Annotated in this window: 14 protein-coding genes; 8 read left to right on the plus strand and 6 right to left on the minus strand. The window is 69.3% G+C overall.

Features of this window, described 5'->3' with window-relative positions; all coding sequences use genetic code 11:
* Positions 1-45: 45 nt before the first annotated feature.
* Entirely contained in the window at positions 46-1,344 is a 1,299-nt protein-coding gene (locus tag ABQE89_RS03240; RefSeq protein WP_448414050.1) for an acetyl-CoA C-acetyltransferase, read from the minus strand.
* 47 nt (positions 1,345-1,391) lie between these two features.
* Here ABQE89_RS03240 and ABQE89_RS03245 point away from each other — a divergent pair, with 47 nt between their 5' ends.
* Complete coding sequence (locus tag ABQE89_RS03245) at positions 1,392-2,744, plus strand: 3-oxoacyl-ACP reductase (protein WP_448414052.1); 1,353 nt, start codon at positions 1,392-1,394, stop codon at positions 2,742-2,744.
* A gap of 22 nt (positions 2,745-2,766) precedes the next feature.
* Positions 2,767-3,588: a MaoC/PaaZ C-terminal domain-containing protein gene (locus ABQE89_RS03250; protein WP_448414209.1), complete on the plus strand. Its 822-nt coding sequence runs from the start codon at positions 2,767-2,769 to the stop codon at positions 3,586-3,588.
* 13 nt (positions 3,589-3,601) lie between these two features.
* Here the strand turns inward: ABQE89_RS03250 and ABQE89_RS03255 are convergent, their stop codons facing one another.
* From ABQE89_RS03255 to ABQE89_RS03265, 3 genes are read right to left on the minus strand one after another with little or no spacing between them, the layout of a single operon-like run.
* Positions 3,602-4,249 (minus strand): TetR/AcrR family transcriptional regulator, encoded by a 648-nt coding sequence (locus ABQE89_RS03255; RefSeq protein ID WP_448414054.1) that lies wholly within the window; start codon positions 4,247-4,249, stop codon positions 3,602-3,604.
* A gap of 28 nt (positions 4,250-4,277) precedes the next feature.
* On the minus strand, positions 4,278-5,468 hold the full coding sequence (locus ABQE89_RS03260) for a glycoside hydrolase family 3 N-terminal domain-containing protein (RefSeq protein WP_448414056.1): 1,191 nt from the start codon (positions 5,466-5,468) through the stop codon (positions 4,278-4,280).
* Between the two features lie 50 nt (positions 5,469-5,518).
* Positions 5,519-12,169 (minus strand): cadherin-like domain-containing protein, encoded by a 6,651-nt coding sequence (locus tag ABQE89_RS03265; protein WP_448414058.1) that lies wholly within the window; start codon positions 12,167-12,169, stop codon positions 5,519-5,521.
* Between the two features lie 215 nt (positions 12,170-12,384).
* On the opposite strand from ABQE89_RS03265, the gene ABQE89_RS03270 reads away from it, so the two are divergent.
* Genes ABQE89_RS03270 through ABQE89_RS03285 form a run of 4 tightly spaced genes read left to right on the plus strand, consistent with a single transcriptional unit; the run spans position 12,385 to position 19,220 of the window.
* Positions 12,385-12,558 (plus strand): DUF2613 domain-containing protein, encoded by a 174-nt coding sequence (locus ABQE89_RS03270; RefSeq protein WP_448414059.1) that lies wholly within the window; start codon positions 12,385-12,387, stop codon positions 12,556-12,558.
* A 28-nt stretch (positions 12,559-12,586) separates the two neighbouring features.
* Positions 12,587-16,756 carry an alpha-(1->3)-arabinofuranosyltransferase gene (locus ABQE89_RS03275; RefSeq protein WP_448414061.1) on the plus strand — a complete coding sequence of 1,390 codons (4,170 nt, stop codon included), beginning with the start codon at positions 12,587-12,589 and terminating at the stop codon, positions 16,754-16,756.
* Positions 16,757-16,766: 10 nt separating this feature from the next.
* Entirely contained in the window at positions 16,767-17,744 is a 978-nt protein-coding gene (locus ABQE89_RS03280) for a phosphotriesterase family protein (protein ID WP_448414063.1), read from the plus strand.
* Positions 17,745-17,756: 12 nt separating this feature from the next.
* Positions 17,757-19,220 (plus strand): AMP-binding protein, encoded by a 1,464-nt coding sequence (locus ABQE89_RS03285; protein WP_448414065.1) that lies wholly within the window; start codon positions 17,757-17,759, stop codon positions 19,218-19,220.
* On the opposite strand, the gene ABQE89_RS03290 is transcribed toward ABQE89_RS03285, so the two are convergent.
* Positions 19,217-20,329 (minus strand): acyltransferase family protein, encoded by a 1,113-nt coding sequence (locus ABQE89_RS03290; RefSeq protein WP_448414211.1) that lies wholly within the window; start codon positions 20,327-20,329, stop codon positions 19,217-19,219. The two genes, ABQE89_RS03285 and ABQE89_RS03290, sit on opposite strands and share 4 nt — an antisense overlap.
* 210 nt (positions 20,330-20,539) lie before the next feature.
* On the opposite strand from ABQE89_RS03290, the gene ABQE89_RS03295 reads away from it, so the two are divergent.
* Complete coding sequence (locus ABQE89_RS03295) at positions 20,540-21,745, plus strand: cell envelope lipid trafficking protein PgfA (protein WP_448414067.1); 1,206 nt, start codon at positions 20,540-20,542, stop codon at positions 21,743-21,745.
* Between the two features lie 74 nt (positions 21,746-21,819).
* On the plus strand, positions 21,820-23,436 hold the full coding sequence (locus ABQE89_RS03300; RefSeq protein WP_448414069.1) for an MmpA family trehalose lipid delivery protein: 1,617 nt from the start codon (positions 21,820-21,822) through the stop codon (positions 23,434-23,436).
* 2 nt (positions 23,437-23,438) lie between these two features.
* Here ABQE89_RS03300 and ABQE89_RS03305 read toward each other — a convergent pair whose 3' ends face one another.
* Positions 23,439-24,599: a glycosyltransferase family 4 protein gene (locus ABQE89_RS03305; RefSeq protein WP_448414071.1), complete on the minus strand. Its 1,161-nt coding sequence runs from the start codon at positions 24,597-24,599 to the stop codon at positions 23,439-23,441.

The following is a 24,599-nucleotide window of genomic DNA, read 5'->3' on the forward strand; positions in this document are numbered from 1 at the left end:
CGGTGTATCGACGGACCCGTCGCCGCCGTTACAGGATCGCCAAAATCAGGCTTCGAGGATCGCCGCGACGCCCTGGCCGCCGGCCGCGCAGATCGAGATGAGCCCGCGCACCGGCTTGCCGGTCTCCTTCTTCTTGTCGCTGAGCTGCTTGGCCAGTTGCGCGACGATGCGCCCGCCGGTGGCCGCGAACGGATGCCCCGCGGCGATCGACGAGCCGTTGACGTTGAGCCTGGACCGGTCGATCGGGCCGAGCGCCTTGTCCAGACCCAGCCGTTCCTTGCAGTACTCCTCGGACTCCCACGCCTGCAGGTGGGCGAGCACCACCGATGCGAATGCCTCGTGGATCTCGTAGAAGTCGAAGTCCTGCAGGCTCAGGCCGTTTCGCGCCAACAGCCGCGGCACCGCGTAGGTGGGCGCCATCAGCAGACCGTCGCGGCCGTTGACGTAATCGACGGCCGCGGTCTCGGCGTCGACGAAGTACGCCAGCGGTTCGATCGAGTGCGCGGCGGCCCACTCCTCGGTGGCCAGCAGCGCGACCGAGGCGCCGTCGGTCAGCGGCGTCGAGTTGCCTGCGGTCATCGTCGCGTCACCCTGTTTCGCGCCGAAGACGGGCTTGAGGGTGGCCAGCTTCTCCGCCGAGGAGTCCGGCCTCAGGTTGTTGTCGCGGTACAGGCCCAAGAACGGCGTCACCAGGTCGTCGAAGAATCCCCGGTCGTAGGCGGCGGCCATGTTGCGATGGCTTGCCGCGGCGAGTTCGTCCTGGTCGGTGCGCTTGATGCCCATCTCCTTGGCGGTGACCGCGGCGTGCTCGCCCATCGACATGCCGGTGCGCGGTTCGCTGTTGACGGGGATCTCCACGCCCAGCGACGCCGGCAGCTTGCCGACCAGTTTGAGCCGCTCGACGTTGGACTTTGCCCGGCGCAGGCCCAGCAGCACCCGCCGGAAGTCGTCGCCGAACGCGATCGGGGCGTCCGAGGTGGTGTCCACCCCGCCGGCGGCTGCGACCTCGTAACGGCCGGCCGAGATGCCGTCGGCCGCGGCGATGGCGGCCTGCAGACCGGTGCCACACGCCTGCTGGATGTCGAATGCGGGGGTCGATGACGACAGCGCGCTGCCCAGCACGCACTCGCGCATCAGGTTGAAGTCGCGGCTGTGTTTGAGCACCGCGCCGCCGATGACCGCCCCGAGTCTCTGGCCGTCGAGGTTGAACCGGTCGATCAGCCCACCCAGTGCCGCGGTGAACATGTCCTGGTTGGAGGCGTTTGCATAGGCGCCGTCCGACCGTGCGAAAGGAATTCGGTTGCCGCCGAGAATGGCGACCCGTCGGCGGGTATCACTAGCCATAGAACCCATAGTACCCACCCTTCTTACTCTGGAGTAAGTTCGTTTTCATGGCTACCGATCTGTACTCACAAATCGTCCATTCGGCGCCCGGATCGTTCCTGGCCAAGCAGCTCGGCATTCCGCAGCCCGAGACACTGCGCCGGTACAAGCCGGGGCAGCCGCCGCTGGCGGGCACCCTGCTGATCGGCGGACAGGGCCGCGTCGTCGAACCGCTGCGGGCCGCGCTGGCCGAGGACTACGACGTGGTGTCGAACAACCTCGGCGGCCGCTGGGCCGACTCGTTCGGCGGACTGGTGTTCGATGCCACCGGCATCACCGAACCCGCGGGTCTCAAGGAGCTGTACACGTTCTTCACCCCGCTGCTGCGCAACCTCGGCGGGTCCGGACGCGTCGTCGTGATCGGCACGATCCCGGAGGAGGCCGGCAGCGCGCACGCCCGCATCGCCCAGCGCGCGCTCGAGGGGTTCACCCGGTCACTGGGCAAGGAGTTGCGCCGCGGCGCCACGGTCAACCTGGTGTACCTGTCGGCCGACGCCAAGCCCGCGGCGACCGGACTGGAGTCCACCATGCGGTTCCTGCTGTCGGGCAAGTCGGCATACGTCGGCGGGCAGGTGTTCCGCGTCGGCGCCGAGGATTCGCCCCCGCCCGCCGATTGGGACCGGCCGCTGGAGGGCAAGGTGGCGATCGTCACCGGGGCCGCCAGGGGTATCGGCGCGACGATCGCCGAGGTGTTCAGCCGCGACGGCGCTCGGGTGCTGTGCATCGACGTCGAGGCCGCCGCCGAACCGCTCGGCGTGACCGCGACCAAGGTGGGCGGCACCGCGCTGACGTTGGACGTGACCGCCGACGACGCTGTCGACAGGATCACCGAGCATCTGCGGGAGAACTACGACGGCCGCGCCGACATCCTGGTCAACAACGCCGGCATCACCCGCGACAAGCTGCTGGCCAACATGGACGAGGCTCGCTGGGATTCCGTGATCGCGGTGAATCTGCTTGCGCCGCTGCGGCTTACCGAAGGCCTGGTGGACGGCGGTGTGATCGGCGAGGGCGGCAGGGTGGTCGGCCTGTCGTCGATGGCCGGCATCGCGGGCAACCGCGGCCAGACCAACTACGCGGCCACCAAGGCGGGCATGATCGGGTTGACCGACGCGTTGTCGGAGGCATACGCCGACAAGAACATCACCGTCAACGCCGTGGCACCTGGTTTCATCGAGACCAAGATGACCGATGCGATGCCGATGGCCACCCGGGAAGTAGCTCGTCGACTCAACGCGCTGCACCAGGGCGGGCAGCCGGTCGATGTCGCCGAGACCATCGCCTTCTTCGCCAACCCGGCGTCGAACGCCGTCACCGGCAACACCGTTCGCGTCTGCGGCCAGGCATGGCTGGGGGCATGACGTGACCCAACCATCCGGCTTGATGAACCTGGTGCGTGCCGCGGCGGGCGCGCTGCCGTTCGTGCCCCGCGGCGACACGCTGCCCGACCGCACACTGACCGTCGAGGACCTGGCGATCGACAAGGCGAACGTGGCGGCCTACGCCAACGTCACCGGGTTGCGGTTCGGCGACACCGTGCCGTTGACGTATCCGTTCGCGCTGACGTTCCCGACGGTGATGGCGTTGGTCACAGGCTTCGACTTCCCGTTTGCCGCAATGGGTTCGATACACATCGAGAACCACATCACCCAGTATCGGCCGATCTCGGTGACCGACACGGTGTCGGTGCGGGTGCACGCGGAGAACCTGCGTGAGCACCGCCGCGGACTGCTGGTCGACATCGTCACCGATGTCCACGTCGGCAACGAACAGGCATGGCATCAGGTGACGACGTTTCTGCACCAGCAGCGCACCAGCCTGTCCGACGAGCCCAAACCCCCGCCGCAGAAGCAACCGAAGCTCGGCCCGCCCAACGCGGTACTGCACATCACGCCGGGGCAGATCCGCCACTACGCATCGGTCGGCGGTGACCACAATCCGATCCACACCAACCCGATCGCGGCCAAGCTGTTCGGCTTCCCGACCGTCATCGCGCACGGAATGTTCAGCGCGGCAGCAGTTCTGGCGAATATCGAAGGTCAGCTGCCCGATGCGGTGAAGTATTCGGTGCGGTTCGCCAAACCGGTGGTGCTGCCCGCGCGCGCCGGGTTGTACGTCGAGCGCCGCACCGACGGCTGGGAGTTGGCGCTGCGCCACCTGACCAAGGGCGACCCGCACCTCTTCGGCACGGTGACGCCGCTGTAGAGAGCGGCGCTGCTCAGTTCTGAGATCTGGCCGCGGTCTCGGGCGGCGCCGCCCCTTCGGGCGGGTGCTCGGCCGGGGTGCCCTTCAGGCCGCGCCAGAACAGGTTGATCATCAGTTCGGCGGCCTCGTCGACGTCGGCGTCTCCGGTGCTCACCCGCGAAGCCACCGCCTCACCGGCCCCCACCAGCGCGACGGCCATCATGTCGAAGTCGGTGTCGGGTTCGGGATTGCGGGTGCCTGACCGCAGCAATCGGGCGACCAGATCGATGATGCGCTCGCGGCCCTCCCGCACGGTATGGGCGAACGCCTGCGAGCTGGTGGCCTGGCTGTAGAGCACCATCCAGGACGCCCGGTTGGCGTCGATGTAGTTCAAAAACGCCAGCACCGCGGTGCGCAGCAGGTCCTTCGGGCTCTGCCGGAAATCGATCCGACTGCGGACGTCGTCGACGAAGCGACCCAACTCGCGGTCCAGGCAGGCGGCGAACAGTTCCTCCTTGGAGCCGTAGTACAGATACAGCATCGGTTTGGAGATCTGGGCCTGCGCGGCGATGGCGTCCATCGACGTCTCGTGATAGCCGTTGACGGAGAAGATCTGTACGGCGGCGTCGAGCATCTGCTGCTCACGCACCGCGCGCGGCAACCGCTTCGTTCCACCTGCCATTACTCCAGAGTAAGCAACAGGCGCGAAGTCAGCCCCCGCAGCCTGCGTGCGGGCCCTTCACCGCGGCCATCCTCAACACTGACTCGTCCACCCGTGAAATCGCCAGTTCCCCGGCTGCCAGCGCGCTCTCCAGCCGGTCGAGTACGGCGGGCACCTCGCCGGTGGTCACCCACAGCGCGGTGTCGGCGCCGGCCTGCAGGGCCCGCAACGCCGCCTCCGCGACGCCGAACCGGTCCGACACGGCTCGCATCGACGACAGGTCGTCGCTGAACACCGGACCGTTGAACGGCGGGCCGCCGTACTCGCCCGAGCGCAACAGCCCGTACGCGCGTGGACTCAGGCTGGCCGGATCGCTGCCGGTCAGGCCGGGAACCTGCATGTGGCCGACCATCACGCCGACCGGCGCCTGAGCCGCCAGCGTCCGGTACGGCACCAGGTCGGTCTCCTGCAGCTGGGCCAGATCCGGCGTGGTGACGCTGCCCTCGTGAGAGTCCCCGGAGCCGCTGCCGTGGCCGGGGAAGTGCTTGAGCACCGGGAGCACGCCTGCATCGCGCAAGCCGCGCGCGTAGGCCCCGGCGTAGTCGGTGACGGTGGCCGGGTCCGCTCCGAACGACCGGTCGCCGATCACCGTGTTGTCCGGAGCGTCGGTGACGTCGACCACCGGAGCGAAGTCGATGGTGATGCCCAGTCCGCGCATCGCCTGACCGCGCTGCCGCGCGATGTCGTAGACCTGTTCGGGCGTGCTGGTCTGCGCCAGTACCCGCGGTGACGGCTGCGAGCCGATCACCGAGGACAGCCGCGACACCCGGCCGCCCTCCTCGTCGACGCTGACCGCCAGCGGCAGCGGCGTCGCCTCACCGGCGATGGCCCCCAGCGATCCGTCGGACAACATCGACAGGTCGGTCCAACTGCCGATCATGATGCCGCCGACGTGGTGGTTCTCGACGACCGCGCGGGCATCGGCCGCGCCGGTCACACCGACCATCAACAGCTGCGCCAGCTTGTCGCGGGTCGACATGCTGGCCAGCAGCGCCTGCCCGTCGCCACACGCGGGCGCGGCGGGGGCGGCGGGTGCCGGGGCGGCCGGCACGGTGCCGCGCTGGTGGGTCACCTCACTCGACGGGGCGGCGCTCGGTTGCGCGGGCGGTTCTGCGGGCGAGCACGCGACGATCAAAGCGGGCACCGCGGCGAGCACGGCCAGGATGCGAGGTAAGCGCATCCCGCCATGCTGTCATGGCCGCGGCCGCCACCCCAACGTGCGGGGCACCGTCACTGCCAGACGTCGTCGACGACCTTGCCTTGGAACTTCTTCAGATCCTGCTTGACCTCGGCGAAACGCTCATCGTCGGGATTTTCGAACATGGCGCCGAGGTTGCGGTACGTCTGCATGTCGGTGTGCACGTTGACGTAGCCGAAGAGGGGCACATTGCTGTCGGGTTCGACGCCGCCGCGGCCGAACATCACCTGTCCGGCGTCCACCGCGTTCTGCAGCGGGATGTCGAAGCTCGCGTGCGCGGTCACCGGGTCCAGTTGGTCCACGATGTGCACGACGTGCACGTCCTCGGGCAGGTTCGGCCGACCCGACGGCAAGCTGCCCGCCGGGTTCGCGATCACCGCGGTGCCGAACGTCACCACCGTGGTGAGGTTCTCGTAGCGCCCCGACACCGCGATATTCTGCGCGTCGATGCCGCCCTGGCTGTAGCCGAAGATCAGCAGCGGCGCATCGGGATTGTCCGCGACGGCCCGGTCAAGAACCTCCAGGATCTTGGGATCCGGGAATCCGATCGCGGCCGGGATGTTCTCGATCCACGGCTGGTTGGGACCGACGAAATCCGCTGTGGTGCCGCCGATGTAGGCGATGAGGCGCTCCTGACCGTCCATGTCGACGATCTTCTCCACGTACACGCCGTGCGTGTTGTTGGTGACCTCACGCAGCCGCTCGTAATGAACCGACACCGAGTCGGCAACCTTGTAGACGTGCACCGGATCGGCGGCAGGTGCACCCGCGGTGGTCGGACTGATCACCGTCACCGTGGAGCGCACCCGGTACTCCCCCGCGACACGATAACCGGTCCAGTCGTGGGCGTAGATCCTGCCGTCGGCGTCCACAGCCGACGCGTAGGCCCACTGACCGCCGAGGGTCGAAAGCGACATCGCGGGGCGCGTGGGGTCGACCGTCGCCATGTGATCGTCCTGCGAGTTCCACGCGTAGAAGAGGCCGTCCACACCCAGTACCGCGGCCGAATACCCGCGATAGGTCGACGGTGACCAGACGGCGCCGCTGACGGTGCCGTCGGCATGAATCTCGTTCAGGCTGTTCGACTGGTAAAAGCCGTCGTTTTCCGAGAGGAACCGCGCGAACACCCGGCCCTCTGGCGTCGAGTGGAGGCTGATCAGCGGATCCAGCGTCGGGTAGTCGTCGTCGAGATCGATCACGGTGGCGGTGGCGTCCGGGTCGATGATCTCGATTTGATCGGCCGACCCCAGATACATCCTTCCGTCGGCGTCGACGGCCAGATCCCGGATGTTCTGCAGCATGCTGTCGTAGGTGACGTCGTAGTGCTCGGCCGGGTTGATCCGCTTGACCTGGGTGATGGCCGACCCGGATCCACCGAACAGATAGATCTGGTTATCCGTCCCGGCCACGATCCGGTTGTACTCGGGGCCCGCGGCCGCTCCGGACACCACTGCCTCGACACGCGTGTCGGGGTTGACTTCGACCACAGTGCCCTTGTCCACCAGGTAGATCCGGCCGTTGGGGGTGACCGCCATGTCGCTGAAGTCCGACAGATGCGTGAGCGCAATCGAGTAGGTCTGGAATCCGTTGTCGGGGTCGATCACCACGATCGAGGCGCTGTCGGCAGGCCCGTGCTGGTAGGACCGCCAGTCCGAGTAGTCGTTCCACCTCACCTGGCCCACATAGATGCGGCCGTCGGGGCCGGTGACGATCTCGCGAATGAAGTCGAAACCGTCCAGGACATGGCTGGCCGCCACCTGGTGGTCGAGGACCGCGGGACTGATCGCAACCGAAAGCGTCTGGTTCGCACCCGGTTCCACGCCGTGTCCGTCGGACACCACGATCGACCAGGTCGCGTTCTTGTCGGCGGCGGTCGCGTCCGTGGCCGCCGCGGCGAACCGGGCCGAGGCGCTCGGCGTGTACGTGAAGCTGCCGTCGCTGTTGAGCACCAGCGTGCCGTCGCTGTTGTGGATCGGCCCGCCGGGGCCCCACGAGTAATACGTGTCGAAGCTCAACGGATCCCCGTCGGCATCGAAGCCGTGCAGTTGACCGGTCACCACACCGGTGACCGGGTCGGTGGTTCCCGTCCAGCCGGTGTAGATCGGTTCGGCATTGGCCGGCGAGATCGTGATGGTCACTTGCGTCTCGGTGAGCCCGCCGTGCCCGTCGTCGACCGTCAGCGTGACGGTGTCGGTCTTGGTCTCGGTGGACGCGCCGACGGCGGAAGCCGCGTGCCGGGCCGCCTCCGTTGGCGTGTAGGTGAACCGGCCGTCCGGCCCGACCACCAGGGTGCCCTTGCCCGACGGGGCCGAGCCACCGTAGGCGAGGGTGTCCCCGTCGAGGTCACTGCCGTAGATGCGGCCCGTCACCTTTCCGGTCGACGGGTCGGTGGTCAGTTCCCAGTCCGGGACGAACGCGCCGGGCGCGTTGTTGGCCGGCCCGATGGGCACGGTGACGGACACCGTGGCCACCTGGCCGCGGGCGTCGCTGACCGTGACCTCGAAGGCATCGGTCTTGTCGGCGGTGGGGCCGTCGACCGCGGCGGCCCGGTGGCGCGCGTCGTCGGTCGGCGTGTAAGTGAAGGTGCCGTCGGGGTCGACGGTCACGCTGCCCCTGGCGGCCCACCAGGTGCCCGCGGTGACGGTGACCGCGTCGCCGTCGGGGTCCGTCGCGGTGATCGAACCGCGAACCGCTCCGGTGTCCGGATCCGGCTCCCCCACCGCGGCGCTGACCGTCGGTGCGGCGTTCGTCGCGTAGGCGGCGAGCACGGTGACCGTGCCGTCGAGGCGGTTGGTGACATAGATCCGGGCGCCGTCGGCGCTGACGGCCACCGCATCGGCGCGGTCGCCGACGGTGACGGTCTTCACCACCGTCTTCGTCGTGGTGTCAACGACTTTCAGCGCACCGTCGGCCTGGGCGACGTAAAGATAGCGGCCGTCGGGGCTGATCGCGAGATCCTCGCCGTACACGCCCTCGATGGTGGTCACCGTCGGCCGCGTGCCGACCTTGATGACGGCGACGCCGTCGCTGGCGACGTACACCCACTTCCCGTCGGGACTGGCCACCACACCCGGCGCGCTGGGGTAGTCGCCGATCACGACGTCCTTGACCCGACCGTTGGACAGCGTGATCACCGACACCTGCGGGTAGGCGTCGTCGTGGGCCACCCAGACCTCGCGGCCGTTCGGGGTGATCGCGATCTGGTTGGCGTACCCACCGACATTGAGGGTGCGGGTGACCGTCCTGGTGGCGGTGTCGATGACGGTCACGGTGCCGTCGTGGCTGGCGACGACTAGGGTCTTGCCGTCCTGGGTGACCGCGACCGAGGTGGGATAGTTCCCGGCGGTCAGCCCGATGCTGCCTGTGACGGTGCGGGTGGCGGTGTCGATGATCGACACGGTGCCCGCGCCGTCCGCGTCGTTCGTACTGACCGCGTAGACCTTGCCGTCGGGTGCGGCGACCACGCCGTAGACGGTGCCGTCGATGTCGACGGTCGACACCACGGTGTCGGTGGCGGTGTCCAACACCGTCACGCCGCCGTCATGCGTGGAGTACGAGCTGCCCCAGCCCGCGGTGTAGACGTAGCGACCGTCCGGACTGACCGCCACGTCGAGGGGGCCGCTGCCGACGCCGACCGTGCCGGTGATCGCCGGACTGGGTGTCACCGCCGCGATGGTGGCGGTGACCCGCACCGTGGTGGTGCCGCCGTGACCGTCGTCGACGGTGATCGTGAACTTCTCGGTCGTGTCCGACGTTCTCGCGCCGTTCGCTCCCGCGGCCAGCTGCGCGGCCAGCCTGGGCGTGTAGGTGAACGTGCCGTCGGAGTCGATCACCACGTCGCCCTTGGTGGTCGGCGAGGCGGTGTAGACGAGGGTGTCGGCGTCGTTGTCGGTGGCGCTGACCGTCCCGGTGACGATGCCGGACGAGGCGTCGGGCGTTCCGACCGTGGCGCGTGCCTTCGGCCGGGTGTTGACCGATTTGATGGTGACGGTGATCGGCACGGCGACGGTGCCGCCGTGGCCGTCGTCGACGGTGATCGTGAACGAGTCGGTCTGGTCGGTGGCCGTGGCCCCGTCGGCGGCGGCCGCATGACGGGCCTCGGCGGTGGGCGTGTAGGTGAACCGCCCCCTGGAGTCCACGACGACGGTGCCCTTGGCGGTGGTGGTCGACCCTTCGTAGGTCAGCTTGTCCCGGTCGGCGTCCCTGGCGGTGACGGTTCCTTTCACCACGCCGGTCGACGAGGGTCTGCGGACGGTGCTTTTCGTCGTCGGCGCCGTGTTGGCCGGTTCGATGGTCACGGTGACGGGCACCGTCACGCTCGTCCCGTATCCATCGGTCACCAAGACGGTGAAGGCGTCGGTCTTGTCCTCGGCGGCCGCATCGACCGCGGCGGCAATGTGTCGCGCCCGCGCGGTGGGGGTGTAGGTGTAGGTGCCGCCGCCTGCGGGGTCGATCGTCACCGTGCCCTTGTCGGGCGCCCCGATCACGGTGTAGGTCAACGTATCCGCGTCGGCGTCGGACACCAGAAGCGAACCCAGTAGCGCGCCGTTGCCTGGATCTGCGGCGCCGGCGGTCGGTGGGCCGGCCACCGAGGGCGCGGTGTTCGTGGCGCGCGGCAGCACGGTGAGCACGCGGAGGGTGTCGTCGGCCGGATCGGTCAGATACAGATGCGTGCCGTCGGCACTGAACGCGATGCGCGCCGACCCATCCTTGCCGCCGGCATCGGTGGCCACGCCGGTGAGCACCGCGCCGTTGGCGGCGTCCACCAGCGTCACACTGTTCGCGTCGACAACGATCAGCACCCGCCCGTTACCGCTGACGGCGACATCGGTCGGTGTCCCGCCCACGGCGAACGTGTCGACGACGGTGTGCCTCCGGGTCTCGATCACCACGACGTTGCCCTCGCGGTCGGCGAAATACAGCGTCTTGTTGTCCGGCGACACCGCCAGTCCGGCCGGATCGCCGATCCCGGTGGCCACGGTCTTGGCCCTACTGCCCGACGAGGTGAACATCGAGATCGACCCGTCGGCGTTGGCCACATAGATCTTGCGGCCGTCCGGGCTGACGGTGATGGCGCCGGGTGTGCCCTGCGGCAGTCCGGTGACGTTGCGCACCCGCATATTCGAGACGGTGACCTTCGATACCGTGCCGTCGGAATTGGCGACGAACACCGTCTTGCCGTTGGGGGCCACCGCGATCCCGGCCGGGGTGTGGCCCACCGCGACCGGGGTGCCGACCACCGTATTGGTGGCGGTGGCGATGACCGACAGCGATCCGGCGTCGACGACGTACACGCGGGTGCCGTCCGGAGAGGCGGTCACCGCGACCGGGGACGAGGCCGTCCCGAGGTCGATCGCGTCGACCACCTCGGCGGTGCCCGTCGCGGTTTCGATCACCGACACCGTGCCCGCCGCGGAATTGGCCACATAGACCCGACTGCCCGACACCGTGACCGCAACCGGGATGCTGTTGTCACCCAACGACACCGGCGGTTGGTTGGCCACCACCACCGGCGACACCGGCACCGTCACCACCACCGGCACCGCGTCGGCGCGACGCGATCCATCACGTACCGAGACAGTGAACGAATCGGTGTCCGCCCCGGGTGTCAGCCCGGCGGCCACCCGGGCGACCGCGTCCGGGGTGTAGGTGAACGCACCGGTGCGCGAGTCGACCACGACCATGCCCGAGGTGGGCGCACCGGTCAGTTCGTACCGCAGGGTTTTGCCCTCCGGGTCGATCAGGTTCAACTGGCCGACGATGGTCCCGGTCGCGGGCACCGCATCCTGCAGGGTCGGCCCAGCGATCTGTGTCGGCGGCTGATTGCCGTCGGCCGCCGCCGTCACCGACATCGCCATCGGTGCGGCGGCGGTGGTCAGCTGGCTCGTCGTCACCAGCGCCGGGGTCACCTCGTCCGACGATCCGGACTGCCGACGCGCCCACGCCAACAGTGCCCACAGCAGCGGCGAATCCGCGGGCGCCGCCGGCCCGGATCCGATGAACGGCGCGAACACCGCCGCCAGCATCCGGGTCACGAGGTCCACTCGCACGGTCTGCGCCGGCTCCGGCGCGGCGTTCGGCACGTGCACTGGTTCGAGCACCTGCGGTTCGGCGTCACCGCCGGTCGGTTGCGACATGGGCGGCAACACGGTCGCTTCCGTGGTCGACAGCGTCACCACCTTCGAATCCGCAACGGCGAGATCGTGCTGAGCAACCGAGTTCACCTGGCCGGTCGGGATCGCCGATACGGCCGCGTCGTCCGACGGCACATCGTCGCGATGTGAGCCGCCCGGGAACGTCTGCGGCTGGTAAGGCTGACCCGGCGGCTCGGCAACCGGTTCGACGTCCGGTTCGGGTTGGAGGCCGCCGTCGTCGTCACCCGGCGGGTCCACGGCGTCCGACCCGGGAACCACCACCCCCTCGTCGGTGCCGTCGGTTGCGGGGGTGTCGACAATCGTCGCGTCGTCTGTTGACGCATCGACACCGCTGCCGTCGGTACCTGCGTTGACCGTGGCCGAGTCCGGCGCGGTCGACGACTCTGAACTCGTGGATTCGGCACTGTCGGTGGAGTTGGAACCGGTCGGCTGCGCCCACGCGACGCCGGGCATCGGCGAGATCACCGATCCCACGCCCAGCGCCACGGCCAACGCACCCACCCGACCGACATACTTCGCGTACCGCATCCGCCCAGCCCTCCCAGTCCAGCAATTCATGCCCTGTGTGCCAGCAATCTCGTTGCGTGGGCAAACTTCGAGCGCTTAGCTTTTTACCAGAGCGGAGCGCGTTATACAGCACACATTTACACAAAATCGGGCAAACTTTGATCTTGGTCACTTGGGTTGACGCCGCCGGTCGCGCGGTGGTAATCGCACGCCGCACCGTCTGCTACTTTGGCCGCATGGATCGGTTTCTCGTGCCCGCCGCGGCCAGCATCGTGGTCGGACTGCTGCTGGGCGCGGCGGCCGTATTCGGGGTGACGCTGATGGTGCAGCAGGACAACAAGCCTCCGCTGCAGGCGGGCGATCCGGCGTCGTCGGTACTCAACAGGGTCGAGTACGGCGACCGAGGTTAGTTCGCCCGCGCCGCTGTCCCGGCGCTGGTTGTGGCTGGTCGCCGCGGCGGCGCTGATCCTGACCTTCGCCCAGTCACCCGGACAGATCTCGCCCGACACCAAACTCGATCTCACCGCCAACCCGCTGCGATTCCTTGCTCGCGCGCTCAACCTGTGGAGCAGCGAGATGCCGTTCGGGCAGACCCAGAACCAGGCCTACGGCTACCTGTTTCCGCACGGCACGTTCTTCTTGATCGGCGACGTGCTCGGACTGCCCGCCTGGGTCACCCAGCGGTTGTGGTGGGCGCTGCTGCTGGTGGCCGGGTTCTGGGGGTTGTTGCGCGTCGCGGAGGCCCTCGGTATCGGCAGCCCGGCGTCCCGAATCGTCGGCGCGGTCGCGTTCGCGCTGTCACCGCGGGTGCTCACCACGCTCGGCGCGATCTCGTCGGAGACGCTGCCGATGATGTTGGCGCCGTGGGTGCTACTGCCCGCCATCCTCGCGGTGCGCGGCACGAGTCCACAGTCGCCGCGGGTGCTGGCGGCGCGCTCGGCGCTGGCGATCGCGCTGATGGGCGCCGTCAACGCCGTCGCGACGCTGACCGCCTGCCTGCCGGCGCTGATCTGGCTGCTGTGCCACCGGCCCAACCGGCTGTGGTTGCGGTTCACCGCGTGGTGGGCGGCATGCATCACGCTGGCCGTGCTGTGGTGGGCGGTCGCGCTGGTGATGCTCGGCCGGGTCAGCCCGCCGTTCCTCGACTTCATCGAGTCCTCGGGCGTCACCACGCAGTGGATGTCGCTGACCGAGATGCTGCGCGGCACCCACGCCTGGACGCCGTTCGTCGCGCCGAACGCCACCGCCGGGGCCTCGCTGGTGACCGGGTCCCTCGCCGTGTTGGCCACCGCTCTGGTCGCCGCGGCCGGCCTGGCCGGACTGGCCATGCGGTCGATGCCGGCCCGCGGTCGTCTGATCACCATCCTGCTCATCGGAGTAGCGCTGCTCGGGCTGGGATACTCCGGCGCTCTGGGATCTCCTGTCGCCCTTGAGGTTCAGGCCTTCCTCGATGCGGCGGGCACGCCGCTGCGCAACCTGCACAAACTCGATCCGCTGCTGCGCATCCCGATCGCGCTGGGGTTGGCGCATCTGCTGGGCCGCATCCCGTTCGCCGGCAACGCGCCACGTGCGGTGTGGACGCACGCGTGGGCGCACCCCGAAGACGACAAACGCGTCGCGGTCGGGGTGGTGGTGCTGGTGGCACTGACCGCGGCCACCTCACTGGCCTGGACCGGCCGGCTCAGCCCGCCCGGCGCCTTCGACGCGATCCCGCAGTACTGGCACGAAACCGCGGACTGGCTCGACGAGCACAACTCGGGCGGACGCGTGCTGGTGGCGCCCGGCGCACCGTTCGCCACCCAGGTCTGGGGCAGCAGTCACGACGAACCGCTGCAGGTGCTCGGCGACAGCGCGTGGGGGGTGCGGGATTCGATCCCGCTGACGCCGCCGGAGACCATTCGTGCGTTGGACTCCGTGCAACGCCTGTTCGCGGCGGGCCGTCCGTCTGCCGGTCTCGCCGACACCCTTGCCAGGCAGGGCATTTCATACGTGGTCGTGCGCAACGACCTGGATCCCGAGACGTCTCGCTCGGCGCGTCCGCTGCTGGTGCACCGGGCGGTCCATGGCTCGCCCGGCTTGGAGAAGGTTGCGGAGTTCGGCGAATCGGTCGGGCCCGGCACTCTGGCGGGGTTCGTCACCGACAGCGGACTGCGCCCGAGTTACCCGGCTGTCGAGATCTACCGGGTCGACGCGAGCACGCCCGTGACGCCGTACCTGGTCGACACCGACGCGATGGCTCGCGTCGACGGCGCCCCCGAGGCCCTGCTTCGGCTCGACGAGCGGCGCCGCCTGCTGGACCGCCCGCCACTCGGGCCGATGCTGCTGACCGCCGACGCGCAACGGGCGGGCCTGTCCGTTCCCGTGGTCACGGTGACCGACACCCCGGTGGCCCGCGAGACCGACTACGGCCGCGTCGACGACCATTCGTCGGCGATCCGCACCCCCGACGATCCGAGGCACACCTTCAACCGGGTGATGGACTATCCCGCGGCGGCCGGAACAGATCTGGTGTACGGCCAGTGGAACGGCGGTCGAGTGACCGCGTCGAGTTCGGCGTCGGATTCGACCGCGCTGCCCCACGTCGCCCCCGCGACCGGTCCCGCCGCCGCCGTCGACGGCGACCCGTCGACGTCGTGGGTGTCCAACTCATTGCAGTCCGCGCTGGGCCAGTGGTTGCAGGTCGACTTCGACCATCCGGTCACCAACGCGACCATCACGATCACGCCGAGCGCGACCGCCGTCGGCGCACAGGTGCGCCGCATCGAGGTGTCCACCGTCAACGGCACCAGCACGCTGCGCTTCGAGGAAGCGGGCAAGCCGGTGACCGCGGCGCTGCCCTACGGGGAGTCGCCGTGGGTGCGGATGACCGCGGTGGGCACCGAGGACGGGTCCCCCGGTGTGCAGTTCGGTATCACCGATTTCGCGATCACCCAGTACGACGCCAACGGGTTCGCCCATCCGGTCAACCTGCGCCACACCGTATCCGTACCCGGACCACCGCCGGGTTCGGCTGTGGCGCAGTGGGATCTGGGCTCCGAACTACTCGGCAGGCCGGGCTGCGCGGACAGTCCCACGGGCATCAGATGCGCGGCGGCCATGGCGCTGTCGCCCGAGGAACCGGTGAACCTGAGCCGCACGCTCACTGTGCCAGAGCCCGTCGACGTGACGCCGACCGTGTGGGTGCGGGCACGGCAGGGCCCGAACCTGGCCGACCTCATCAGCGCCCCCGGCGCCGCACGGGCGACGGGTGAGGCCGATCCGATCGACGTGCTCGGTTCGGCATACGCCGCCGCCGACGGTGATCTCGACACCGCGTGGACCGCCCCGCAGTCCGTCGTGCAGCACCGCAGCCCGCCCACGCTCACGCTGACGCTGCCCACCAGGTCCGAAGTCGCCGGCCTTCGGCTGACCCCGAGTCCGTCTGAGCTGCCTGCGCATCCGACGCTGGTCGCCGTCGATCTCGGCGACGGACCGCAGGTGCGCAGGCTGGCGGCCGACGGCGGCACGCAGACAGTCGAGTTGAAACCCCACATCACCGATACCGTGAAACTGTCGCTGCTGGACTGGGACGACGTGATCGACCGCACCGCGCTCGGGTTCGACCAACTCAAACCACCCGGCCTGGCGGAGGTGACGGCGCTGGACCCGCAGGGCGCGCCGATCGCCGAGGCCGACGCCACCCGCAACCGGACCCGAAGCATCGAATTGCCCTGCGGCCGCGGTCCGATCATCGGGGTGGCCGGGCAGTTCGTACATACCTCGGTCAGCACGACGGTGGGCACCCTGCTCGACGGTGACCCGGTCGCGGCGCAACCGTGCCGGGCGACGCCGATCACGTTGCCGGCCGGCGAGCAGGAACTGGTGATCAGCCCGGGCTCCGCGTTCGTCGTCGACGGTGTCCAGCTCGCCGGCCCGCTGGCCGACCGGATACGTTCGGCACCAACGGATTCCGTATCGACCGGGACATGGAGCTCCGACCGCCGCGAGGTCACTGTGGCGGCGTCGGATGCCTCGCGGGTGTTGGTGGTGCCCGAAAGCGTCAATCCGGGCTGGGTGGCCCGCACCGCCGAGGGGTCGGAGTTGACCCCGGTGACCGTCAACGGCTGGCAGCAGGGCTGGGTGCTGCCGCCGGGAACCTCGGGACCGGTCACGCTGACGTTCCCGCTCAACGCGAACTACCGCGCGGGCCTGTTCGGCGGGTTGGCGCTGCTGCCGCTTCTGCTGCTGCTCGCGTTCCTCCCTGCGCGCCGCCCTGCCCGCGCCGCCGAGCCCGCCCCGGTGTGGCGGCCGGCGCGATGGGCGACGGGTGCGGCGGTGCTGGCCGTGGGCGCCGTCCTGTCCGGAGTCGTCGGGGTGGTGGCGGTCGGGGCGGCACTGGGTGTGCGACATCTGCTGCGGCACAGGGACAGGTTGCGCGATGCGGTCACGATCACGGCGACGGCGGGCGGATTGATCGTGGCCGGCGCGGTGCTCAGCCAGAACCCGTGGCGGTCGGTCGACGGATACGTCGGGCACTCGGCGGGTGTGCAGCTGCTGGCGCTCGTCTCGGTGGCCATGCTGGCGGCCTCACTTGTCGAACCCGCGGTCATTCGCCGGCAGACCACCTAGCATCGGCGAGATGCCGCAGCTGAACACCGTTCGTGGTCCCCTCGACACCGCCGCCCTCGGCGTCACCCTGATGCACGAGCACGTCTTCGTCCTGTCGCCGGAGATCACCGACAACTACCCCGAGGTGTGGGGCGACGAGGCCAGACGCGAGGCCGACGCCGTGCGCCGGCTCAACGAGCTCAAGTCGCGCGGTGTCGACAGCATCGTCGACCTCACCGTCGTCGGGCTGGGCCGCTACATCCCCCGCATCGCGCGCATCGCCGCCCAGACCGACATCAACATCGTGGTCGCCACCGGCGTCTACACCTACCACGACGTGCCGATGTACTTTCATTTCAGCGGGCCGGGCACCTTGCTCGACGGGCCCGAGCCCATGGTCGACATGTTCGTCCGCGACATCGAAGAAGGCATCGCTGACACCGGGGTGAAGGCCGCAATCCTGAAGTGCGCCACCGACGAACCCGGCGTGACACCCGATGTCGAACGCGTGCTGAGGGCGGTCGCGCAGGCGCATCGGCGCACGGGCGTGCCGATCTCCACCCATACCCACGCGGCCACCCGACGGGGTCTGGAGCAGCAGCGCATCTTCGCCGACGAGGGCGTCGACCTGACCCGTGTGGTGATCGGCCACTGCGGCGACACCACCGATATCGGGTATCTCGAGGAATTGATCGGCAACGGCTCCTACATCGGGATGGACCGCTTCGGTGTCGACACATTTCTGTCGTTCGAAGACCGGGTGGCCACCGTGGCGACGATGTGCGAGCGCGGCCGCGCCGGCAAGATGGTGTTGTCGCACGACGCCTCGTGTTTCATCGACTGGCTGCCCGAAGACGTTGTGGCGGTCGCGATGCCGAATTGGCACTATCTGCACATCCACAACGACGTCATCCCCGCCCTCAAGGGGCGCGGCGTCACCGACGATCAGCTCACCACGATGCTGGTGGACAATCCGCGCAGAATCTTCGAGACCGCGGGTACCTATTAAGATGGGCCGAAGATGGACGAGATTCCCCCGATCAGCACGCAGTTCTCCCGCCTGGCCGCCGCGGACCCCGCTGCACCCGCGCTGACCTGCGCAGGCCGCACGATCAGCCGCGGCGAACTCGAGTCCGTCACCAACCGGGTTGCCCGCGCCTTCGCCGAACTCGGTGTGCGACAAGGTGATTACGTTACCGTCGTGTTGCCCAATTCGATCGAGTGGGCCACGGCGGTGTTGGCCACCTGGAAGCTCGGTGCGGTGCCGCAGCCACTTTCGGCACGCATGCCCGACGCCGAGTTGACCGCCCTGCTCGAACTGCGCCCGCCCGCATTGGTGGTCGGCCGCGACGACCCCAGCGGCCGGTCCCCCAGCCTGTCTTCGGATTTCTCCCCCGGTCCAGAGTTCTCCGACGGGCCGTTGCCGGAAGCGGTTTCGCCGGTGTGGAAGTCGATGGCGTCCGGCGGAAGCACCGGACGGCCGAAGTTGATCGAAGCCGGCGGCGACAGCCGGCTACCCGCCGCCGCGGGTTACCCACTGGGCGCCAAGGAGGGCGACGTCAATCTGCTCTCGGTGCCGCTGAGTCACAACACCGGCTTCACCACGTTCGCGATCGGACTGGTGCAGGGCCATCACATGGTTCTGATGCCACGCTTCGACCCGCACGAGTTCCTGCGGTTGGCCACCGAACACCGGGTGACGTTTCTGACCACCGTGCCGACGATCATGCAACGACTGCTGCCGGTGTACCGCGCGCACCCCGACGCCTACGACCTGTCGTCGATCCGCAGGTTCTGGCATGTCGGCGCCGCGTGTCCGCCGGCCGTAAAGCGCGCGTGGATCGACATCCTCGGGCCCGACGTCGTGTGGGAACTCTACGGCGGCACCGAGTTACAGGCGTTGACGTTCATCTCCGGCGAGCAATGGCTGTCCCACCCCGGCTCGGTCGGGGTGGTGGTGGCCGGCGAGATGAAGGTGCTCGACGACGACGGCAACGAATGCCCGCCCGGGGTGACCGGCGAGATCTACCTGCGTCCGGCACCCGGTAGCGCGCCGACCTACCGCTATGTCGGCGCGACGGCCAAGAGCCGCGACGGATGGGAGTCGATCGGCGATATGGGCTATTTCGACGCCGAGGGCTTCCTGTACCTGAACGACCGCCGGGTGGATATGTTCACCGTCGGGGGCCGCAACGTCTATCCCGCCGAGATCGAGTCGGCGTTGTCCGCGCACCCGGACGTGGTGTCCTGCTTGGTGGTCGGAGTGCCCGATGAGGATCTCGGCCAGGTGCCACACGCGATCGTGCAGGCAGACGGTCTCGACGAGGATGCGGTGATCGCGTACCTGGCCGAACGGATTGCCGGATACAAGGTTCCCCGCTCGGTGGAGTTCAGCGGCACCCCACTGCGTGATGACGCCGGGAAGGCCAGGCGCTCAGCGGTCCGCGACGAGGTCATCTCGCGGCGGGCCGCGCAGTCCAGCTAACGTGCGACGGGCTCCGGCACGTCCCGGACCGACGAGTCCAGCGGCGGAGCCGGGCGTTGGCGGCGAAACTCCCAGCGCCGCAACGCGACCCGACATGGCGACTCGACCAGCGCGTAGCTGACCGCGGCAATCGCGAACCCGAACACCACGGTCAACACCAGCACGACCGGCATGTGGCCGTTGAAGGGGAACTCGCCGATCACCGGGAACACCATCGCCAGCGCGGCCAGGTGCCAGATGAACAAGCCGTACGACCACCGGCCCAGTGTCACCATCGTCGGGCTGCCGAGCAGACGATGCGCGGTGTCGGGGCGGTCGAGCACCAACGGCGCGACCAGCGCCGCCGCCACCACCGCGCCCATCGCGACCTTGACCAGGAACTGGCTCGCGGTGCCGGGGGTCAGGCCTTCGGGTCCGGCCACCGGTGAGGCAGCCACCGCGAACGCCGCGACGGCGATACCGGCCATCAGCACCCGTCGCCTGGCCAATCTGTGCGCCCACCCGATCGGACTGACGGTGAGTTCGGCGAGCAGCATCCCGGCGGCGAACCAGGAGAAGAAGGCCGGTGGCCAGTTCAACGCGTTGACACCGTAGGGGGTGTCGAATCCGATCAGCACCCACAGGAAGCTGGCCATCCCCGCGGCCGCGATGACCGGTATGCGCGCGCGGACCGGCACCCGGCGCGCCAACAGCGCCAGGACGGGCAGCACCAGGTAGAACGCCATCTCCACCGAGAGGCTCCACATCTGGGTCAACCCGGCGGTCAGCGTCAGCGGTACATAGATCTGAGTCAGCGTCAGGTTCGCCAGCCATACCGTCAGGTCGGCCTTTGCGTCGGGCAGCAGGCTCAGGATCAGCACCACCGCGACGAGGTAGCCCGGCATGATCCGGACGACGCGAGAGCGCAGGTAGTGGCCCGTGGGCGGGACGTCGCGCAGGCCGCGGGCCGCGGCGGCGTGGCCGCGCCACAGCAAAAAGCCCGACAGCGCGAAGAACACCGCGACCGCGAGGTCGAATCGGCCGAACAACCTGCCGGTGAACCCGGAGGTGTGACCGGTCTGAAAGGCGACGTGGGTGACCACCACTCCGACGGCCGCGCAGGCGCGCATCCCCTCGACGGCGGGCAGGAAGCTGCGGGTTCCGCCCACCTGGATGGCTCCGGTCACGACGACCAGTGTGCCGCGAGTGTGCCGGGCCCCGGAAAAAGGGGTAGTCAAAGCGCCGCGGGCGAATGCGTTCGGAGTAAGCGACGACCTTAATGTGTGCTGTTAGGGTCGAACAGGTTTTTTCGGGGGACCCGCAGCTGAAGGAGGCACGGTTTGAACCGCGCAGTGGCGCTGCGTATTGCGGCGTGCGGGTTGATGGGGCTGGGCGCTGCCCTGTTGATCGCCGCCCTGCTGCTTTCGACGTACACCGAAAGCAAGATCGCAAAGATTCCGCTGGACCTCGACACCACGCTTGTCAGCGACGGCAGCGGTACGGCGTTCGATCCGGCCTCGCTGAACAGTGAGCGCTTCGTCGTCGACCGTGACGTGCCGATGGTGCTGCAGGAGCAGCTCACCGTGGAGGCGCCGTCCAATGCCGACGTCGTCACACTCCAGGTCGGCAGCTCGCTGCGACGCACCGACAAGCAGCAGGACGCCGGGCTGCTGCTGGCGCTGGTCGACACCGTCACGGTCAACCGCACCACCGCGGAGGCCGTGTCCACCGAGAGCAATCCCGGTGGCGCGGTGCAGAAGCCACGCGCGATCGAAGACGAGCAGCCACCCACCAACATCGCGCTTCCGCACGAGGGTCTGACCTACCGGTTCCCGGTCGGCACCGAGAAGCGCAGCTATCCGGTCTTCGACCCGATCGCCCAGCAGGCCTTCGACGCCAACTACGACGGCGAAGAGGACGTCAACGGCATGACGACCTATCGGTTCAGCCAGAACGTCGGCTACGACGCCGACGGCAAGCTGGTGGAGCCGGTCAAGTACTCGTCGCTCTACGACGACGACGCCGACAGCCAGGTCACCGCGCCCGCCTCGATGTGGGAGGTGCCCGGCGAGCCCGACGAGCCGATCACCATGACCCGTTACTACGCCGCGCAGCGCACGTTCTGGGTGGAACCCGTGTCGGGCACCATCGTCAAGAAGGACGAGCACGGCTACCACTACTACGCCCGGGAAGCGCTCAAGCCCGAGGTGACGTTCGTCGACTTCAAGGTCTCCTACGACGAGGAGACCGTCGAAACGCAGGTGGCCAGCGCCGGAGACGAGCGTGATCGGGTGGCGTTGTGGGGCCGCATCCTGCCGATCACGTTCACCGCGACGGGGTTGGTCATGCTCATCGGCGGCGCGCTTTTGGGATCGTTCAGCCTGCGGGCGGAATCCGCGCTCATCGACCCCGGCCTCGACGAGGCCGAGCACGGCTTCTTCGGGGCCCGCGGCGAGACCGGGGAACCGGTGCCCGGCGCCGAAGCGCAGACGGAGAAGCTGCCCGCGTCCAGACCCACCGACCTGCCGCCGGACAGACCGGTCTGATCGCACGCTTTCCCGCGTCTGAGCGGGCGCGCACGCTGGTAGCGCCCGCTTACGCGCTGGTGCTGGCGGTCGCGGTGACCGCCCCGCTGTTCGCCCCGGGTTACCTGCTGCTGCGGGACGCGGTGTCCACGCCGCGCTCGTATCTCTCCGACGGCGCGCTCGGACTCGCGGAGGCCGCCCCGCGGGCGCTGCCCCAGGACTTCGCGGTGGCGATGGCCTCGGCGGTGCTCGACGGCGGCCTGGTGGTCAAGCTCCTGCTGGCGGCCGGGGTGTGGCTGGCGGGGTGGGGTGCGGCGCGACTTGTCGCGGTGGTGCTGCCCGACGCCGGCGTGGCCGGTCAGTTCGTGGCCGCCACGCTGGCGATCTGGAATCCGTTCGTCGCCGAACGCCTGCTGCAGGGGCACTGGAGTCTGGTCGTCGGTTACGGGTGCCTGCCGTGGGTCGCGGCGACAACGCTGGCGCTGCGTGGCTGGGCACCGGGTTGGTCGGGCGCGTGCGCACTGGCGTTCTGGATCGCGTTGGCTGGGTTGACCCCCACCGGGTTGATGCTGGCGGCGACGGTGGCCGTGGTGAGTCTGTGCGCGCCCGGCGACGGTTGGCCCCGGTGGCGATGCGCGGCGGTGGCACTGGGGGCCGCCGCGGTGGCCGCGCTGCCATGGCTGACGGCCGCCATGGTCGCCGACTCGTTGCAGTCCTCGCAGGCCGAGGGGGTGCGCGGGTTCGCCGCCCGCGCCGAGCCGGGATTGGGAACGTTCGGCAGCCTGGCCAGCCTCGGTGGCATCTGGAACGGACAGTCCGTACCCGATTCGCGGACAACGCTTTTCGCGGTGGTTGCGGCGGCTGTGCTGCTGGGCGTCGTTGCGCTGGGTTTGCCGGTGCTGGTGCGCCGCCCGGTGGCGATACCGCTGCTGTGGCTGGCGGCCACCGCGGTGGTGGCGCCGACGTTGCTGGCGACCGGGCCGGGCCTGGCACTGCTCGAGGCGACGATCCGCACGCTGCCGGGTCTCGGGGTGCTGCGCGACGCCCAGAAGTGGGTGGGGCTGGCGATGCCGGCCTACGCGTTGGCGGGCGCCGCGGCGGTTCTCACGCTGCGGCGGCGCATACCGACGGCGGCCACCGCGGCCGTCTGCTGCGCCGCACTGCTTGCCACGCTGCCCGATCTCGCATGGGGCGTGGGCGGGAAGGTCACCGCGGTGCGGTACCCGCCGGAATGGCCAGCCGTCGCGGAGATGATCAACGCCGAGCCGCGGCCGGTCGCGGTCCTTCCAGTGGGCAGCATGCGGCGGTTCGACTGGGCCGGGGACGCGCCGGTGCTCGATCCGCTGCCGAGGTGGGTGCGGGCCGACGTGCTGGCGTCGGGCGACCTGAGCGTCGGCGGGCGCGTCATCCCCGGTGAGGGCCTGCGGGCCAGGCAGGTCCAACAGCTGCTGCTGGACGGGGCGTCGCGCGAAGAACTGGAGCGCGCCGGCGTGGGCTGGGTCGTCGCCGAATCCGACTCCGCGACAGAAACATTGGAACTGCCAGTGGCATACCGCGGCGGGGAGCTGACGCTGTACCGGGTGGGTGGCGACCAGCCCGCGGCGCCGGGGCGCGCGGTGTTACTCGCGACGCACTTCGGGTGGCTGACCCTGCTGATCGGCGCTATGGCCGGATGGATGCTGGGGCGGCTGCGGCGCCGCCGGGCGTCGTAAGGTCAGACCACGCCGCTGACGTGGCGGCCCGCCGAGACCGATTCCAGCACGGTGCGCATCGCGGCCGCGCTCTGCTGCCAGGAGAACTCGCCGCTGCGCACCTGCGCCTTGGTGCCCAACTGTTCACGCAACTCCGGGTCGGACAGCACCCGGGCAAGCCCGTCGACAAGCCCGTCGTAGTCCTCGACCAGCAGGCCGGTCACCCCGTCGACGACGGAATCGGTCAGGCCGCCGGAGGACCGGTAGCCGATCGTGGGCACCGCGTGCTGGGCAGCCTCGGTCACCGCCAGCGCCCAGCCCTCTTTGCGCGACGGTAACACCTGCACCCAGGACTGCTGCAGCACAGCGTGTTTGGTTGGTTCGTCGACGTGTCCGTGGAAGGTCACCGCATCGGTGATCCCGCGCAGTTCGGCGTGGTCGACGAGGCGTTGTCGCCACCATCCGCCGCCGACGATGTCCAGATGCAGGCCGTCGATCCGCGTACGCAGTTCGGCGACGGCGTCCAGCGCATCCTCGATCTGTTTGTGCGGCACCAGCCGGGACAGCACCACCACCCGCGGTGTCGGCGAGCGCGGCACCGACAGCGTCGCGGCCGGTGCCCGGTCGAGTCCGTTGCGCACCACGGCGATTCGTCCGGCGTTCACACCGATACGGGTGAGATCGCGAGCCGAGGGCAGCGACACCGTCACGTACTGGTTGGCGCGATTCACCCGCGGCGACAGCCGCGATTCGATGAACCACCCGAGCCGGCCCAGTACCGGGCCCGCAACGGGCCACTGCTCACGGTGACAGTGGTGCACGAGCACGGCCACCCGGCGCCCGTAGGCCAGCCGGGCCAGAAACGGAATCCCGTTCTGGGCGTCGATGACGGCGTCGGGCCTCGCACTGCGCAGCGGGCCGAGGCCGATGCGGGCCAGCACCATCGCCAGGCCGGCCCACAGGTAGACGGTGTGGCGGCCGCCGCCCCGGCTGATGTGCACCCCGTCGATCACTTCGCGGCGCGGCGCGCCCCGATACCGCGCGGTGCGCAGCGTCACGTGCACGCCCGACCGGGCCAACTGTTCGCCGATGCGCTGAAGATAGGTCTCGCTGCCGCCACCCTGGGGGTGGCCGGTGTCGCGCCAGCACAGCAGCAGCACGGAGCGGACAGGGCGGTCGGACAT

Source organism: Mycolicibacterium sp. XJ1819, assembly GCF_053483675.1.